Source organism: Halomonas binhaiensis, assembly GCF_008329985.2.
Lineage (GTDB): Bacteria > Pseudomonadota > Gammaproteobacteria > Pseudomonadales > Halomonadaceae > Halomonas > Halomonas binhaiensis.
On the sequence record NZ_CP038437.2, the window covers coordinates 3,678,177 to 3,694,263 of the forward strand.

13 protein-coding genes are annotated in these 16,087 nt (G+C 58.3%); 4 read left to right on the forward strand and 9 right to left on the reverse strand.

Features of this window, described 5'->3' with window-relative positions:
- Positions 1-127: 127 nt before the first annotated feature.
- A complete protein-coding gene (locus tag E4T21_RS16095) occupies positions 128-700 on the reverse strand; it encodes a SprT family zinc-dependent metalloprotease (protein WP_149286014.1) in 573 nt (190 codons plus the stop codon).
- Positions 701-824: 124 nt separating this feature from the next.
- Between E4T21_RS16095 and E4T21_RS16100 the strand changes: the two genes are divergently transcribed.
- Entirely contained in the window at positions 825-1,505 is a 681-nt protein-coding gene (locus tag E4T21_RS16100) for a YecA/YgfB family protein (RefSeq protein ID WP_149286015.1), read from the forward strand.
- A gap of 33 nt (positions 1,506-1,538) precedes the next feature.
- Here E4T21_RS16100 and E4T21_RS16105 read toward each other — a convergent pair whose 3' ends face one another.
- Positions 1,539-2,663: a phospholipase D-like domain-containing protein gene (locus E4T21_RS16105; RefSeq protein WP_149286016.1), complete on the reverse strand. Its 1,125-nt coding sequence runs from the start codon at positions 2,661-2,663 to the stop codon at positions 1,539-1,541.
- 154 nt (positions 2,664-2,817) lie between these two features.
- On the opposite strand from E4T21_RS16105, the gene plsB reads away from it, so the two are divergent.
- Positions 2,818-5,331 carry a glycerol-3-phosphate 1-O-acyltransferase PlsB gene (gene plsB, locus E4T21_RS16110; RefSeq protein WP_149286017.1) on the forward strand — a complete coding sequence of 838 codons (2,514 nt, stop codon included), beginning with the start codon at positions 2,818-2,820 and terminating at the stop codon, positions 5,329-5,331.
- Here the strand turns inward: plsB and E4T21_RS16115 are convergent.
- The 6 genes from E4T21_RS16115 to ampD all read right to left on the reverse strand — a co-directional run bounded on the left by E4T21_RS16115 (position 5,310) and on the right by ampD (position 13,483).
- Positions 5,310-6,062, reverse strand: a complete 753-nt coding sequence (locus tag E4T21_RS16115) for a class I SAM-dependent methyltransferase (protein WP_149286018.1) — start codon at positions 6,060-6,062, stop codon at positions 5,310-5,312. The genes plsB and E4T21_RS16115 overlap by 22 nt on opposite strands.
- The gene (gene tsaB / locus E4T21_RS16120; protein WP_149286019.1) at positions 6,059-6,760 is read right to left on the reverse strand and encodes a tRNA (adenosine(37)-N6)-threonylcarbamoyltransferase complex dimerization subunit type 1 TsaB; all 702 of its coding nucleotides are present in this window, start codon (positions 6,758-6,760) and stop codon (positions 6,059-6,061) included. The genes E4T21_RS16115 and tsaB overlap by 4 nt, the downstream gene beginning before the upstream one ends.
- A gap of 105 nt (positions 6,761-6,865) precedes the next feature.
- On the reverse strand, positions 6,866-7,522 hold the full coding sequence (gene adk / locus E4T21_RS16125) for an adenylate kinase (protein ID WP_149286020.1): 657 nt from the start codon (positions 7,520-7,522) through the stop codon (positions 6,866-6,868).
- A gap of 337 nt (positions 7,523-7,859) precedes the next feature.
- The gene (gene aceF, locus E4T21_RS16130; RefSeq protein ID WP_149286021.1) at positions 7,860-9,824 is read right to left on the reverse strand and encodes a pyruvate dehydrogenase complex dihydrolipoyllysine-residue acetyltransferase; all 1,965 of its coding nucleotides are present in this window, start codon (positions 9,822-9,824) and stop codon (positions 7,860-7,862) included.
- Between the two features lie 71 nt (positions 9,825-9,895).
- A complete protein-coding gene (aceE, locus tag E4T21_RS16135; protein ID WP_149286022.1) occupies positions 9,896-12,568 on the reverse strand; it encodes a pyruvate dehydrogenase (acetyl-transferring), homodimeric type in 2,673 nt (890 codons plus the stop codon).
- A gap of 345 nt (positions 12,569-12,913) precedes the next feature.
- A complete protein-coding gene (gene ampD / locus E4T21_RS16140) occupies positions 12,914-13,483 on the reverse strand; it encodes a 1,6-anhydro-N-acetylmuramyl-L-alanine amidase AmpD (RefSeq protein WP_149286023.1) in 570 nt (189 codons plus the stop codon).
- A 253-nt stretch (positions 13,484-13,736) separates the two neighbouring features.
- Here ampD and nadC point away from each other — a divergent pair, with 253 nt between their 5' ends.
- A complete protein-coding gene (gene nadC, locus E4T21_RS16145; RefSeq protein ID WP_149286024.1) occupies positions 13,737-14,585 on the forward strand; it encodes a carboxylating nicotinate-nucleotide diphosphorylase in 849 nt (282 codons plus the stop codon).
- 66 nt (positions 14,586-14,651) lie between these two features.
- Here nadC and E4T21_RS16150 read toward each other — a convergent pair whose 3' ends face one another.
- Positions 14,652-15,215, reverse strand: a complete 564-nt coding sequence (locus E4T21_RS16150; RefSeq protein ID WP_338036101.1) for a GNAT family N-acetyltransferase — start codon at positions 15,213-15,215, stop codon at positions 14,652-14,654.
- 34 nt (positions 15,216-15,249) lie between these two features.
- Between E4T21_RS16150 and tsaA the strand changes: the two genes are divergently transcribed.
- Positions 15,250-16,017 (forward strand): tRNA (N6-threonylcarbamoyladenosine(37)-N6)-methyltransferase TrmO, encoded by a 768-nt coding sequence (tsaA, locus tag E4T21_RS16155; protein ID WP_149286025.1) that lies wholly within the window; start codon positions 15,250-15,252, stop codon positions 16,015-16,017.
- Positions 16,018-16,087 lie beyond the last annotated feature (70 nt).

Genomic DNA, 16,087 nt, shown 5'->3' on the forward strand with positions numbered 1-16,087 from the left:
GAACGAGCCAGCCGCCATTGCCCTCCCGACCGGCACCATAAAGCTGCCTGCCAGCATAACGTTGCATTCGGCAGGATTCCCCTAGACATTGGTATGACTAATTTTCTTTTTTATAACAACACTTTAGTTATTGTCTTTTTGCTTTTTTCAGCCCTGGTTCCGGACAAAACTGTAACCTTGAGCGGCAAATTTTGCAGCAGTACTCACGCCCGGCCCGGGCATTGGCATGGCGCTGCGCGGAGAAATGATGCTCGCGACAATCGCATCGGTATCGATAAGGGGCAGGGCTGGAACGAGCAGTATCAAAACAGTGAGTGACATTGGGCGGCAGGCCAAAAAGCCGCACCATGACCGTCTGCCATTCACGCCCATGAGGACGAAACAATGGCCCATTTTCCAGGTGCCACACCATCCAGTGGGCCATCTCATGCGGCACGACTTCCGTCAGGAAGGCAACTCGGTTGTCTTCGAGCAAAGGAACATTGAAGCGCAGCCCCTTGCGCCCGAAATGGGCTTGCCCTGCACTCTTGCCACGCAGATCGAACCACACCTCAGGCGCAGGCAGTGCAGGGTGAATGCTACGACACAGTGCCAAGGCCTCATCGACACGCATCAGCACGGCCTGTTTCAAGCCTTCACGGTCCAATGCCTGCAGAACAGCAGCATCGACGTCAGGCAACACGGGGACAAGTTTTGACATGGTCACAACAGGACACAGCGTGACATTCTGGAGAGTGCTAGAATGCCGCCTCATAGCCAGGTGGTAAAGGGCTCTAAAGCTGCCCTCGCCTTTGTGTTCTATGTGATAGCTAAACGAGCACCCCATGTCTGACGCTGAAACGCCGCTTCCCCAGCCCTTGCTGGAGGACGAAGCCCTGGATTTACTGGATGATTTTCTTGAAGAAAGTGCAGGCCCCGATGCCCTGGATCTGATCGGCGCCCATGGTTTCCTCGCCGCTCTGGCAGTAGCGCCGCGGGAAGTCCCTGCCAGTGCCTGGGTCGCGGAGCTGTTCCATGGCACACCGGAATTCCAGGACGAGCAGGAGCGCGAAACCGTACTGGGCCTGCTCGAGCAGCTCAAGTCCAACGCTATCGATGTCCTGGAAGGCGGTGGGTTGCCTGAGCTGCCCTTCGAACTGACCCTGGATGGCATCGCCCCAGAGGAAACCCCCATTGGCGACTGGTGTGCCGGTTTCATGGAAGGGGTCTTTCTCGATGAGCCTGCCTGGTTCGAAGGCGATGAAGAAAGCGTCGCAACCCTGTTGCTGCCGTTCATGGCGCTGTCCGGGATCTTCGCCGATGAGCCAGACATGGCTGATCTGTCCAGCGATGCCGCGCGCCTGGAAAGCCTGGTGGCCCAGCTACCTGAGCTGGTACTCGATCTCTACCTGCACTTTCGTGTTCCACCGGATACCCCCAAGCCCAAGCCACGCCCCAAGCGTCCGTCGGGAAAGAAAGGCAATTCGCACAAAGGCAAACAGGGTCCTAAGGGCAAGAAGCGCTGATCAAGCTGCTCCCACACCTTCCTCGATAAGCGGTCAGCGAAGTCGCGTCAGCAACCCATCCAATATCCCGAACACCATGGTCCGGATGCGCATCCACCGAGGTCTGCGCATCCACTCCTCCAGGGTGATTTCCTGACTCACCTGAAATTTTTGCTCGAACAATTGCTGCACCTCGGCAGCGAGAAGAACGCTCTCGATCTCCTGGTTGGCCTCCAGGTTCCAGTGCAGGCTCCAGTGATCGAAGTTGCAGGAACCAAGGCTGACCCAGTCATCGGCCAACACAAACTTGGCGTGAATGAAGCATGGCTGATATTCATAGATACGTACTCCCGCTCGCAAGAGTCCCGTGAAGAAACGCTGGCTGGCATAACGAATGCCAGGGTGGTCATGGCTCTGCCCTGGCAGCAACAGGCGCACATCACCCCCCCTTCTGGCAGCGCTTCGCAAGCGCCGGCGCAGGCTGCGGGTCGGAGCGAAGTATGGTGTGCATAGCCACAGGCGGCGTTTGGCAGAAGAACTTCGCACCAGCAAGGAATAGCGGATGGCCTGAAAGCGATAGCCCTGCCCCCAGATGACTCTCCCTCGCACCCCGCTAACCGACCCCGGGGAAGATGGCCGCGGAGTTATCCGTGGCGCCTGCTCTCCTCCTCGCGTCAGCGGTGACTCCCAGACCTTCAGGAACAACCTCACCCAATCCGCAACCACGGGTCCTTCGATACGTATCGCGACTTCGAACCAGGAATTGAGAAACGCATCCACTGCACCGAACCCTCCGGTGAAGGCAATACGCTGATCCACTACCACCAGCTTACGATGATCACGGCTGATATTACGCGTGAGATTCCAACCCAGAGGATTGAAGTCACGCAACCACACTCCATTATCAGTGAGACGCTGCCTGTCGGCCGCGGACAGCCCCATGGAACCGAAGCCATCCAGCACCAGATAAACATCGACGCCACGATGAGAGGCCGAGACCAAAGCGTCAATCACACGGTTGGCCAGCACACCGGACTCCATCAGATACAGTTCGATCAGCAGGCTTTCCCTAGCCCCTTCCACGGCTTCCAGCAACGCAGGCATGAAGCGCCTTGCCTCCGGCAGCAACGTGACGTCATTCCCTTCCTGCCAAACCCCTCTCTCCCTCCGGGTTCTCATGCCGTCGGCTCCTTTTACTGATCAGCCGCTCATGTGTTCCTAAGAAATCGCTGAATAAATCAGCAGTGTTTCCCTGATGCTGCCGAGGTCACTTACGACCGCTATACTGGCGACACTTGATGCCTGTTCAGACTGCTTCCACGGATGGACTCTTATGCTTGACCTGATTCGCACTTCACTTTTCCATCCGCTACGGTCTCCACTACGCCACCTGTTAGCGGCATGGACGGAAGTGCGTCTCTCCGAACCCGCTCCGCAAGCACTCGGCCTCGATGCCACATTGCCCACCATCTATGTGCTGCCACGCCCTGCGCTGAGCGATGCGCTGCTGCTGGAAGCATTCACCCGCCAGCATCACCTTCCGCCAGCCAAGGGTAGACTAGAGCTGGATAATCTCAGTGTACCGTGCTGCATGGCATTGCCTGCACCGCGTTCGCGCTGGTGGCCCGGAAGCAAGGCCGCAGAAGCCCCTTTCGCGGAACTGATCGAAAGAGGCATCGATGTCCAGCTGGTACCTGTCAGTGTGTTCTGGGGCAGGGCTCCGGGCAAGAATTTCGGTTTCTGGCAGCTACTTGCCGCTGATAGCTGGCAGCTCACCGGACGCCTGCGCCGTGCACTTTCCGTACTGGTCAATGGTCGCGATGTGGAAATTCAGTGGGGAGCGCCATTGAGGCTCACGGAACTGAGCAAGAATGACGCTGGCACGTTGGATCCCGCTCGAACCCACCGCAAGGTGGCACGTTTGCTGAGGGTCCACTTTCGCCGCGTCAAGACCCGCGTGCTGGGACCTGACCTGTCCCACCGCCGCACCCTGATTCAAGGTGTGATATCCAGCCCTGCCGTGCATCAGGCGATTGCCGAGACTCATGCAGCAGGCAATGGCTCACGTCGTACCGATCTCTCTCGGCTCAAGCGACGTGCCGCACGCTATGGCAATGAAATCGCATCCAGCATGACCTATCCCGTTCTGCGCTTTCTTGCCGGCATATTACGTAGACTGTGGAATCGTCTGTACGACGGCGTCGAGGTAACCGGATTGGACAAGGTCAAGGCACTGGCCGGAGACCACACCTTGATCTATGTGCCCTGTCACCGCAGCCATATCGATTACCTGCTGCTCTCCTACGTGCTCTATCGGGATGGCCTGATGCCACCGCATATCGCAGCAGGACGTAATCTCGATATGCCGCTGGTAGGCCCGCTGCTACGCCGTGGTGGCGCCTTCTTCCTGCGTCGCAGCTTTCGTGACAACCGCCTGTACGGCGCAGTATTCACCGAGTACCTGCACCGCCTCCTTGCGCGAGGCTACCCTATGGAATACTTCATCGAGGGTGGGCGCTCACGCAGTGGACGCATGCTTCCCCCTCGCCCCGGCATGCTAGCCATGACGCTGCGCTCCTTTCTGCGTAGCCAGCAGGAGCACGCTCAACCGATGGTCTTCGTACCCATCTATATCGGTTATGAGCGTATCCTGGAGAATGCCAGCTACCAACGTGAGCTGGGTGGAGGCCGCAAGCGCAAGGAAACGCCACTGGCCCTGATCAGAACGCTTGGTCGCCTGCGCGAGCCTTATGGACGTGTATCCGTCAATATCGGAGAGCCGCTGGACATCGCCACATTCCTCGACGACAGCCATCCTGGCTGGCGCGATATTCCTCCCCCATCTGCCGATGACAAGGCCGACTGGTTCAAGCAAGCCATACCGACGCTAGGTGACACCATCATCAAGCGGATCAATGCCGTAGCGGCACTCAACCCCGTCAACCTGGTCGGCCTGGCATTGCTGGCCACACCGCATCGTGCTCTGGAAGTCTCGACGCTACGCAGCCAGCTCGACATTCTGAAGGCCATGGCCCTTCTGACCCCCGGTTCAACCTTGCCGGAAGGCTCAGCAGCAGAGTGGATCGAGCATGTCATGCAGCTGGACATGATCGAACAGCGACGTCAGACACTGGGGGACATTGTCACAGCCAATGCCCAACAGGCTGCTCTGCTGGGATGGTACCGGAACAATGTGCTGCACCTGTTTGCCTTGCCAGCCCTGGTGGCATTTGCCTTGTCCAACGACACTTCCCACGACGGTGGCTGGTACCGGCTTGATGACCTGGAAACCTTGCTGGCACCGCTGTGGCCGATACTGGCCCGGGAACTGTCGGTGTCGACAGGCAATGATCTGCGCGCTCAGATTGCCGGCATTCTCAATACGCTGGTCGAGCTTGAGCTCGTCGATGAAAGCGTGGCGGGATACATGCCGATGGATGGCCTGCAGGAACGGGAGTCCCTGCACCTGCTTGGCGGCATGATCCAGCCATCTCTGGAACGCAATACCCTGCTGCTGGAAGTGTTGCTGGAAGCAACACCCGGCACCCTGAAGCGTGATGAGTTGTGTGAACGTGCCCGGGGACTCGCCGAGCGCCTGGCGGTACTGACCGGGCGCGAAGCGCCGGAGTTCTTTGACGCACGCCTGTTCGAAGGGCTGGTCGACAGCCTGGTCAAGGAAGGCTGGGTATGGATGGCAGAAGAGCGCTTGATGTTCGACGAACACCTGCGTGAAACAACACAGCGAGTTGCATACCTGCTGGACCCGGCATTACGTCAGCGCCTGGCGCTGATCCACCATGGAGGAGATGCTGGCAATTCGGCGGATCAAACACCCGTCAGTGACTGATGCACGTAGATATCATATCGACTGGTCTTCTCTTCCAGCTGGTGACGAGGTTCAGGCCCGTCGATGGGAGGCGCCTTGCGCGGACGCTTGACCACTACCCGATGTGTCGCGACATCCAGTGCAGCTTCGAGCAACCGAGGGGCATCATCATCCGTCCCGGCCAGCTCTCGAAACAGGCGCATTTCCTTCTTCACCAGCGCGGACTTGTCGCGGTGAGGGAACATGGGGTCCAGATGGATGACCTGAGGCGCGAAACCACTGGCTTCGACCAAGGCTGACAGGTGTTGCGTGCTGTCACCATGCCTCAGTTGCATGCGAGCAACGATCTCGGCTATCTCTGGATCAGTGGCTGCCCGCATCAAACCGTCTTCGAGCAAGGCAGCAATGGCTGCTACGCGCTCGATCATCAGCACCTCCGCCCCTAACGTAGCCAGCACGAAAGCATCACGCCCCAACCCAGCAGTGGCATCGACAACCGAAGGAGTCACTCCCTTGGCCAGGCCGCAGGCCCGAGCCACCAATTGCCCCCGTCCGCCGCCAAAACGACGTCGGTGCGCAGAACGTCCAGCAACGAAGTCGACCCATAACGGGTTGCCATAGACCTTGCTATCGCCTCCCAGCACCAGGCGCCCTTCAGCGTCACGCGCCAGGCTCAAGCCAGCCTGAGGATCAGGATCAATGGAAAAACGCTGGGCCAGCTCTCCCAGCCCCTCACCCAGAGCAACTCTCATCGTGCTTTCTTCCAGGCCACCTGATCACGCAGATAGACCGGTTGGACATCGTGGGGGCACTGAATGTCACCCGCGTCGAAAGCATCCGCAGCCAGCACCGCCATATCGGCAGCAGCAGGATCGACATCCGTTAGACACAACCCCAGCCCTGCCTGTACCTCTGCCGGCATGGCATCCCACAGCGACCACCCAGAGCCCAGCCCGACCCAGTCGTGGTCGTCATGTCCCTTGGGGAATTTCAGCCGCTCTGGCGGCAACACAGCCTCTTCCATCAACGCCACAGGGCGGTTTTCACGAATATGCCACGCCGCGGCATAAACCTCGTTCATGCGTGCATCCAGCGCAGTGAACAGATAGCGATACTGATGGCGCAGGAAACCACCCAGGGCAAGCGCCTGCAAGGTAGAGACACCAATCAACGGGCGTCCCAGTCCATAAGCCAGCCCCTGGGCAACTCCTGCCGCAATACGCAATCCGGTGAATGAGCCCGGCCCACGTCCATAGCACACAGCATCCAGTTCGGATGCCTTGACCCCTGCCTCAGCCAGGACTTCATCAATCATCGGCATCAGCTTGCGAGTATGCTCTCGTGGTGTCAGCTCGAAACGCGAGATGATCTCGTCATCGCCATTCTGGCGACGCAGCAATGCGGCGGAACAGGCGCTGGAGGAAGCATCCATAGCCAGAATCAGGGACATGTCGGAAACCCCAGAAAATCAAATGTGGGCGCATTATAAATGACTCTGGCCCGCCAGGGCGGGCCAGATGAGGACACAATTGAGGCTAGAACACTCGTCTGTGCCTCAGCCTTCCAGAGCGTTCAGCACCTGCTGTGTGATAGCCTCGACACTGCCGACGCCTTCCACACGATGGTAGCTCGGTGCATTGGCCTGATCCTTTGCCGCCCAGTCCTTGTAGTAGCCGACAAGCGGTTCGGTCTGCTCGTGATATACCGACAGACGATGACGTACAGTACTTTCCTGGTCGTCTTCGCGCTGGATCAGTGCCTCACCAGTGACATCATCCTTGCCATCTTCCTTCGGCGGATTGTGCTCGACATGATAGACGCGACCGGAAGCCGGGTGGCAACGACGCCCTGCCATACGGCTGACGATTTCCTCATCATCCACGGCAATCTCCAGCACATGATCAATCTTCACTCCGCCATCCTTCATGGCGTCGGCCTGTGGAATCGTGCGCGGAAAACCATCGAACAGGAAGCCCTTGGCACAATCCGGCTGAGCAATGCGCTCCTTGACCAGGGCAATGATGATGTCATCGGACACCAGCCCACCAGTGGTCATGATTTCCTTGACCTGCAGACCCAGCTCAGAACCTTCCTTGACTGCGGCGCGCAGCATATCCCCGGTAGAAATCTGGGGAATACCGTAACGTTCGCAGATGAACTTGGCTTGGGTACCCTTGCCGGCACCAGGGGCGCCCAACAGGATCAAACGCATTAGTGTTACTCCTATGAATGTCAGAAATATGAATGACAGAAATGAGTCAATGAAGAAATGAGATTTGGCGAACGATACCCGGGCCAGGGGGCCGACACAACCAACGAAGCGCTGTGACCACCACCAAATATTTCCCAATCACATTAATATCATACAGTTATAAAAAATATTGCACTTTGGTCCCGACTGCATATCTCAAGTCCTGTCTGGTACCAAACAAGGCATCAGACAGGGCTGCCAGCAAGACCGGGCCATAAGGCAACAAATAGAAACGGCGCCTTGCGGCGCCGCTTCTACAGCTATTGCCCGAACAGCAATCGGCTAGCCACTCGAGGTATCACAGCAACAGACGACGGACATCGCCCAGCAGTTGTCCCAGCAGAGTGGTAAAGCGCGCTGCGTCGGCGCCATTGACCGCACGGTGATCGTAGGACAGGCACAGCGGCATCATCAGGCGCGGCTGGAAGGCTGTACCATCCCATACCGGCTTCATGGAAGCCTTGGATACCCCGAGGATACCCACCTCCGGCGGATTGACGATCGGTGTGAACGCCGTACCGCCGATAGAGCCCAGGCTGGAGATGGTGAAACAACCACCCGTCATCTCTTCGCGCTTGAGCTTCTTGGTCTGTGCCTTCTTGGCCAGCTCCACAGACTCCTTGGCCAGGTCGATCAGCGACTTTTGATCCGCATTGCGGATCACCGGCACCATCAAGCCATCCGGGGTATCCACTGCGATACCGATGTGGATGTACTTCTTGTGCACCATGGTCTCGCCGTCGGCCTTGAGGCTGACGTTGAACTGCGGATACTTCTGCAGTGCATAGGCACAAGCCTTGATCATGAACGGCAGCGGTGTCAGCTTGGCGCCCTGGGCTTCTGCCTCGGCCTTCATCGACTTGCGGAAGGCTTCCAGCTCGGTGATGTCAGCTTCATCGAATTGCGTCACATGGGGGATGTTGACCCAACTGCGATGCAGGTTCATCGCGCCCATCTTGAGCAGGCGGCCCATGGGCTTCTCTTCTACTTCACCGAACTGGCTGAAGTCCTGGTCAGGAATCGGCGGGATGCCGTTACCACCACTTGCCGCAGCTGCAGCAGGCTTGGCTGCACCAGACATCACCTGTTTGACGTAGTTCTGCACGTCATCCTTGATCACCCGGCCCTTGGGACCTGTCGGAGTGACCAGACTGAGGTCGACACCAAGCTCGCGAGCCAGCATGCGAACGGCGGGACCTGCATGGACATTCTTGCTCGGCTTACCGGTCGCTTCGGCAGGTGCCGGTGCAACCGCTTGAGCCGCGGCCTGTTGAGGTGCTGCTGCCTGCTGAGGTGCCGCTGCCTGCTGAGGTGCCGCGGACTTCTTCACGACACTCCCAGCGACTTCGATATAACCGATCAGATCGCCTTCGGAAACCGTGTCACCTTCCTTGACGGACAGCTCGACCACCTTGCCCTTGAAGGGGCTCGGTACATCCATGGAAGCCTTGTCGGACTCCAAAGTGATCAGGGCGTCTTCGACATCGACTTCATCGCCAACGGCGACAGCCATCTCGATGATCGGTACATCGCTGGAGCCGGACAGATCCGGCACCCGGATTTCCTGGCGGCCGCCAGCAACTTCCTCGACCTCTTCCTCGGCCGCCGGCGCCTCTGCCGGAGCAGCAGGGGCAGCCGCTTCAGGAGCCGACGCAGGTGCTGATTCAGCCGCTGCGCCACCACTGACTTCCATGCTGCCGATCAGATCGCCCTCGGAAACCGTATCGCCTTCCTTGATTGCCAGACTGATCAGCTTGCCGGCATGGGGACTAGGGACATCCATGGAGGCCTTGTCGGACTCCAGAGTGATCAGGGTATCTTCCGCCCCGACCTCGTCGCCCACACTGACCGGTACCTCGATGATTTCCACATCGCTGGAGCCGCCCAGGTCAGGCACGCGAATCTCGACAGTCTGACTAGCAACCGGAGCTGCTTCGGCAGGAGCCGGCGCAGGCTCGGCAGCTGGAGCGGCAGGAGCCGCTGCAGGTTCCGGCTCGGCCTGGGATTGTGATTCAGCAGTCGCGCCTTCGACTTCCAGCTCGACGATGTCATCACCTTCGGAAACCTTGTCGCCTTCGGAGATCAGCACCTTGACGACCTTGCCGCCCTTGGGCGCAGGCACGTCCATGCTGGCCTTGTCGGACTCCAGGGTGATCAGGGTGTCTTCCGGGGCGATGACATCGCCAACTGACACCGCGACTTCGATGACTTCCACATCGGTATCACCACCGATGTCGGGAACTTTGATGATTTCGCTACTCAAGGTCGCGCTCCTTCAAACTCTTGACGGGGGCGAGCCCTCGGGGGCTCGCCATGCCACGGGATCTCGGCGCCTCACACCTCAAGCGGGTTCGGCTTGTTCGGATCGATAGCGTACTTCTTGAGGGCTTCGGCCACGACCTTGCGATCTATCTCGCCACGATCGGCCAACGCCTTGAGCGCTGCCACGGTGACGTAGTAACGATCCACTTCGAAGAACGCACGCAGCTTCTCGCGGGTATCGGAGCGACCATAGCCATCGGTACCCAGCACGTGGTAATCAGTCGGCACCCATGCACGCACCTGGTCAGCATACAGCTTCATGTAATCCGTAGAAGCGATGGCCGGTCCCTTGCGTCCTTCCAGACACTTGGTAACGTGCGGCTTGCCAGGCTCAGCTTCAGGGTTGATGAAGGCCTGACGATCCAACCCCAGAGCCTCACGGCGCAGCTCGTTGAAGCTGGTGACGCTCCAGATATCGGAACCGACGCCCCACTCCTCGGCCAGCATAACAGCGGCAGCCTCGACCTCACGCAGAATGGTGCCGGAGCCCAGCAGCTGGACGTGGCCATTCTTGCCTTCGGTTTCGCGGAGCAGGTACATGCCCTTGATGATATCCTCGGCAGGGATATTCTCCAGCTCAGGATGCTCGTAGTTCTCGTTCATCACTGTCAGGTAGTAGAAGCAGTTTTCCTTGTCGGAGAACATGCGCTTCAGACCATCCTGCACGATGACAGCAACCTCATGGGCATAGGTCGGATCGTAGGTACGGCAGTTCGGAATCATTGCCGCCTGCAGCAGACTGTGGCCATCCTGGTGTTGCAGACCTTCGCCATTCAGCGTGGTACGACCGGCAGTACCGCCGACCAGGAAACCGCGCGCCTGCAGATCACCTGCCGCCCAGGCCAGGTCACCGATACGCTGGAAGCCGAACATCGAGTAGTAGATGTAGAACGGCAACAGTGTGCAGTTGTTGTTCGCGTACGATGTCGCCGCCGCCATCCAGGCGGACATGGCGCCCGCTTCGGTGATGCCTTCCTCGAGGATCTGACCCTTCTGGTCCTCGCGGTAGAACATGATCTGGCCTTTGTCGACGGGTTCGTACTTCTGGCCTTCGGAGGTGTAGATACCCAACTGGCGGAACATGCCTTCCATACCGAAGGTACGCGCCTCGTCCGGGATGATCGGAACCACCTGCTTGCCGATCTTCTTGTCCTTCACCAGGCCGTTGAGGACACGCACAAAGGCCATGGTGGTGGAAATCTCACGACCCTTCGAGCCGCTGGTCTGGGAAGCGAAGGTCTTGTCGTCGAGAGGCGGAATTTCCAGTGCCTCGAAGTCGCTACGGCGCTGCGGCAGATAGCCACCCAGACGCTCGCGCTGGAGGTGCATGTACTTCATTTCCGGGGAATCATCCTCCGGCTTGTAGTACGGCACATCCTTGAGCTGCTCATCGGAAATCGGGATGCCGAAGCGATCGCGGAAGCGCCTGAGCGCTTCGTATTCCATAGTCTTGACCTGGTGCGCTTCGTTGGCGGCCTCACCATCGCCACCACCCATACCGTAGCCCTTGACGGTATGCGCCAGAATTACGGTCGGACGGCCATTGGCATTGGTCGTTGCCTCATGATAGGCCGCGTAGACCTTGAACGGATCGTGGCCACCACGGTTAAGCTTCCAGATGTCCTCGTCGGACATGTCCTTGACCAGCTCAGCAGTCTCCGGGTACTTGCCGAAGAAATGCTCGCGAGTGTACGCGCCGCCATTGGCCTTGTAGTTCTGGTAGTCGCCGTCGACCGCCTCGTCCATGCGCTTCTGCAGGATACCTTTCTTGTCCTTCTCGAACAGCGGATCCCATAGACGTCCCCAGGTGACCTTGAGCACGTTCCAGCCAGCGCCACGGAACACACCTTCGAGCTCATCCATGATGCGCGAGTTGCCGCGTACCGGACCATCCAGACGCTGCAGGTTGCAGTTGATGACGAAGATCAGGTTATCGAGCTTCTCGCGGCTGGCCAGGTGGATGGCGCCCAGAGATTCCGGCTCATCGCACTCACCATCGCCCATGAAGCACCAGATCTTGCGATCCTGCATATCATGCAGTTCACGAGAATGCAGGTACTTCATCACGTGAGCCTGATAGATGGCCTGAATCGGTCCCAGCCCCATGGATACCGTCGGGAACTGCCAGAAATCAGGCATCAGCCACGGATGCGGATAGGAGGACAAGCCATCGCCATCGACTTCCTGACGGTACTTGTCCATCTGCTCCTTGGTCAGGCGACCTTCAAGGAAAGCACGAGCGTAGATGCCAGGAGCCACGTGACCCTGGATATACACCAGATCGCCTTCGAAATCGCCGTTCGGAGCACGGAAGAAGTGGTTGAAGCCCACATCGTACAACGTCGCGGAGGACATGAAGCTCGCGATATGCCCACCAAGTCCAGGATTCGCACGGTTGTTGCGAATGACCTGGGCGATCGCGTTGTAGCGAATCAGTGAACGGATGCGACGCTCCATGAAGAGATCGCCCGGCATCGGGGCTTCACGGTGCACCGGGATAGTATTGCGATGCGGTGTCGTAACCGAGAAGGGAACCTGCATGCCATCACGGCGATAGCGGTCGGCCAGCCGCGTCATCAGGTAACGGGCGCGGTCCTCGCCCTCGCGATCCAGTACCGATTCCAGGGCGTCCAGCCATTCCTGGGTTTCGACCGGATCGAAGTCTTCTCTTGAACCAAGACTCATAGAACGTCTCTCCGAATGACGATGTGGGGGTCATTTGCCCCGCGATCGAGGCCAATGAGCGAGCGGAGAAAGGATCAGACTCTCATACCGCTGCGCAACGTCAGGCATGTAGTAATTTTACGAGATTTTCGTATCTTTCCGATGACTCGATGGCAGAAAGATACCGTAAACACCTGGGGCTGCCAATTGAAGCAGACATGGAAATATTTTTCAATACCGCCATATTGCACTGCAACACAACAACTTAGCCGCCTCTATCGCTCAGCAAATCGACGCCAGACAAGAACTTGTAAACAAACTAACGTTTGACAGCCATTGTCCTCGCGCAATATGCAAATTCGCTATTCATTGCTCTAACTCAGGGCATGCAAGACATTGACGCAAATATGCCCAGTCAAATGCTGGACCTGGATCAGTCTTGCGTAGTGGAGCTACACGGGCATGACTGGTGACACGCTGAGGGGTAATGTCCGGATAGCTCAGGAACAAGGTGTGGAGCACCTTGACCAGACACTGGTACTGAGCATCACTGTAGGCCGAAATTTCATCTCCCTCGAGTTCAATGCCAATGGAAAAGTCATTGAGCTCTCGGCGCCACCGGCGACCATCGAACCACCGCGAACGTCCTGCATGCCAGGCCCGGGCTTCAAAGGGGGCAAATTGAACGCATTCTCCATCACGCAGGATCAGAAGATGAGCAGATACCTGAAGTCCAGCAATGGTGGCGAAGTAAGGATGGGCCTCGCCATCAAGACGGTTGGTAAACAAGCGCTCTATGTCATCACCACCAAACTGGCCTGGCGGCAGGCTGATCGAGTGCAGCACTACTGCTGATACTTCTCCCTCGGGGCGCTGGTTTACATTGGGGGAAGGCACACAACGCACCCCTTCCAGCCAACCGTTAACGGATTTCATTGAATAACTCCTTGGAGAAAGGCGAATGCACCAGCAGATGCATGATGACAGCGACTTGCCCCGGCACGCCGGTGCCATCTCCTTCGTTTCCTTACTGGTTACAGCATGCGCGCCACAGACTTCAACATGAGAGAATTCCGGCCACCACTGTGCAGATGGAGCCGACACCCCAGCAGTGTGCAACATAGAGGCTCGCACAGGCATTTGTTAACCCCCTATAATGTCGCCTTCACGTCTTGCAGGACATAGCCCCATGCATTTTCAGGATGCCCTTGCCGAAGAAATTCGCAATAGTGCCGCCCGCATGCTCTCAGAGGATGTCGGCCCCATGGACATCACCGCTCAGTTGATTCCCGAGCAGAGCCAGGGCCGAGCCCGGGTCATCAGCCGCGAACCCGCCGTTCTGTGTGGTGTTGCCTGGGTCGATGAACTATTTCGACGCCTCGATCCACGGGTAGTTCTGACATGGCACGCAGCGGATGGCGATCGCATTCAAGCCAACCAGCCATTCCTTGAGCTGGAAGGCCCTTCACGCAGCCTGTTGAGTGGCGAGCGAGCGGCCTTGAACCTGCTGCAGACACTTTCTGCCACCGCAACACGCACGCGTCACTACGTCGACCTGCTGCAGGACACCGGCGTCAAGTTGCTGGACACTCGCAAGACCCTGCCCGGCATGCGTGTGGCCCAGAAGTATGCTGTTGCCTGCGGAGGCGGTACCAATCACCGCATTGGTCTGTTCGATGCCTTCCTGATCAAGGAAAACCATATCGCCGCTTGCGGTGGCATTGCTGCAGCGGTCCAGGAAGCACGCAACATCGCCAAGGAACTGACCGTGGAGGTCGAGGTAGAGAATTTTGACGAGCTGGACCAAGCGCTCGAAGCAGGCGCGGATGTCATCATGCTTGACAACTTCTCCCTGGATGAGATGCGGGAAGCCGTCAGGCGCACAGCCGGCCGCGCCACTTTGGAGGCCTCCGGCAATGTCGACGAAACCACCCTCAGGGCCATTGCCGAAACCGGTGTGAACTGCATCTCCAGTGGCGCCCTGACCAAGGATGTAAAGGCCATCGACCTTTCCATGCGCATGGTGGAAGAGTCCTGAGCAGGTAAGCGGACAGCAGTCGCAACACGCACCCTCTCCTTCAGTGCAGTTCAGCAGCGCGTCACTTCATGAGAGATTCTTGCTCATGTTGTGACGCGGCAGACGTTCTCCAGCACGTTCGACCCATTCCACGCCATGGCTGTCCCAGCCATGGCGCATCAGGTACTCAGCCAGTCCGAGGCTGGCGTCAATCGTCATGCGCACGGCCCCGCCTTCACGCAGGTTGCACTCGGCCAATGCCAACAGGGAACGACCTATACCCATCCCTGCCAACGATGGCCAGACATACAGCATCTCGACATTGGCCTTTTCCATATCCAGCTCGACAAAGCCGACGCAGCGCCTGTCACATTCCGCTACCAGAGTCCGGTAACGGGACTGGCGATCCATCCAGACACTGGCATCGCGCGATAATGCCGACGCCCAGGCCTGGCGCTGAGCCATCGTGTAGTGGCGGCTAGTGCCCTGCATGACCGCATGGTGAAACACCTCTGCCTGGTCCGCCGCATCATCTGACGTTGCCTCACGGTAGTGGATACGCGCCATGGGACCTGTACCTCGGGAAACAGGCGGAGGCATGGAAGAAGGCTGAATCGTGGCGCGATTTGAGCATGGCTTGATGTGTGACATGATGGCAACGCCTGTCGAATACATGAGACCGCGAATGGATCATTCAGACCCCACCGACACTTTCAACCTGACAGCTATCGGCAGGATTCATAGCGATTTTCCGGACAAGTTTGGCATACCACGCCAACCCGGCCTAGCCGATGAAGCAATCGCCCGCCTTATCCTTGCTCCACCCTTCAACGACCCACAAGCCGTACGTGGCCTGGAAGGCTTCAGTCATCTGTGGCTGACCTTCATCTTCCACCTGAGCCCGTCTTCTCATTGGAAACCCCTTGTGCGACCGCCACGCCTCGGCGGCAATACACGAATGGGGGTTTTTGCCAGCCGCAGCACGCATCGCCCCAACCGTCTCGGCCTGTCGCTGGTAGAGCTGCTTGATGTGGATACCCACAAGGGAGTCACGCTGACCCTGCGCGGAGCCGACCTGGTCGATGGCACCCCAGTGGTCGATATCAAACCCTACCTGCCATGGGCAGAATCGATCCCCCAGGCACGTACCGGTTTTGCCCCGGAAGCCCCGACTCTGTGCCCTGTGGCATTCTCCAGTGCAGCAGAGACTGTGCTGTCCGTACGTGCCGACGGTGACTCTCTGCGCCGTCTGATCATTCAGGTACTGGGGCAAGACCCCCGCCCGGCATATCGCGGCACCGAAGATGAAGATGAGCGTGATTACGGGGTCTACCTGCGCGACGTCAACGTGCGGTTCCGTGTTTCCCCCTTATCTGCTGGCAGCACCTTTCTCGTAGAAACCATCGAGCCACATGCACACGCCCCCGCATCACGCCGTACCATGCAGGAATAGCGCAGTACTATGCAGGAATAACGCCGTACTATGCAGGAATAGCGCAGTGCAGAAATATGCTGTTGGCATG

What these genes read in the sequence shown, in the direction of transcription:
- nadC (WP_149286024.1), top strand. Translation starts at nt 13,737, where the DNA reads ATGCATTTTCAGGATGCCCTTGCCGAAGAAATTCGCAATAGTGCCGCC.
- tsaA (WP_149286025.1), top strand. Translation starts at nt 15,250, where the DNA reads ATGGATCATTCAGACCCCACCGACACTTTCAACCTGACAGCTATCGGC.
- aceE (WP_149286022.1), bottom strand. Translation starts at nt 12,568, where the DNA reads ATGAGTCTTGGTTCAAGAGAAGACTTCGATCCGGTCGAAACCCAGGAA.
- ampD (WP_149286023.1), bottom strand. Translation starts at nt 13,483, where the DNA reads ATGAAATCCGTTAACGGTTGGCTGGAAGGGGTGCGTTGTGTGCCTTCC.
- E4T21_RS16105 (WP_149286016.1), bottom strand. Translation starts at nt 2,663, where the DNA reads ATGAGAACCCGGAGGGAGAGAGGGGTTTGGCAGGAAGGGAATGACGTC.
- E4T21_RS16150 (WP_338036101.1), bottom strand. Translation starts at nt 15,215, where the DNA reads ATGTCACACATCAAGCCATGCTCAAATCGCGCCACGATTCAGCCTTCT.
- tsaB (WP_149286019.1), bottom strand. Translation starts at nt 6,760, where the DNA reads ATGTCCCTGATTCTGGCTATGGATGCTTCCTCCAGCGCCTGTTCCGCC.
- adk (WP_149286020.1), bottom strand. Translation starts at nt 7,522, where the DNA reads ATGCGTTTGATCCTGTTGGGCGCCCCTGGTGCCGGCAAGGGTACCCAA.
- E4T21_RS16100 (WP_149286015.1), top strand. Translation starts at nt 825, where the DNA reads ATGTCTGACGCTGAAACGCCGCTTCCCCAGCCCTTGCTGGAGGACGAA.
- plsB (WP_149286017.1), top strand. Translation starts at nt 2,818, where the DNA reads ATGCTTGACCTGATTCGCACTTCACTTTTCCATCCGCTACGGTCTCCA.
- E4T21_RS16115 (WP_149286018.1), bottom strand. Translation starts at nt 6,062, where the DNA reads ATGAGAGTTGCTCTGGGTGAGGGGCTGGGAGAGCTGGCCCAGCGTTTT.
- E4T21_RS16095 (WP_149286014.1), bottom strand. Translation starts at nt 700, where the DNA reads ATGTCAAAACTTGTCCCCGTGTTGCCTGACGTCGATGCTGCTGTTCTG.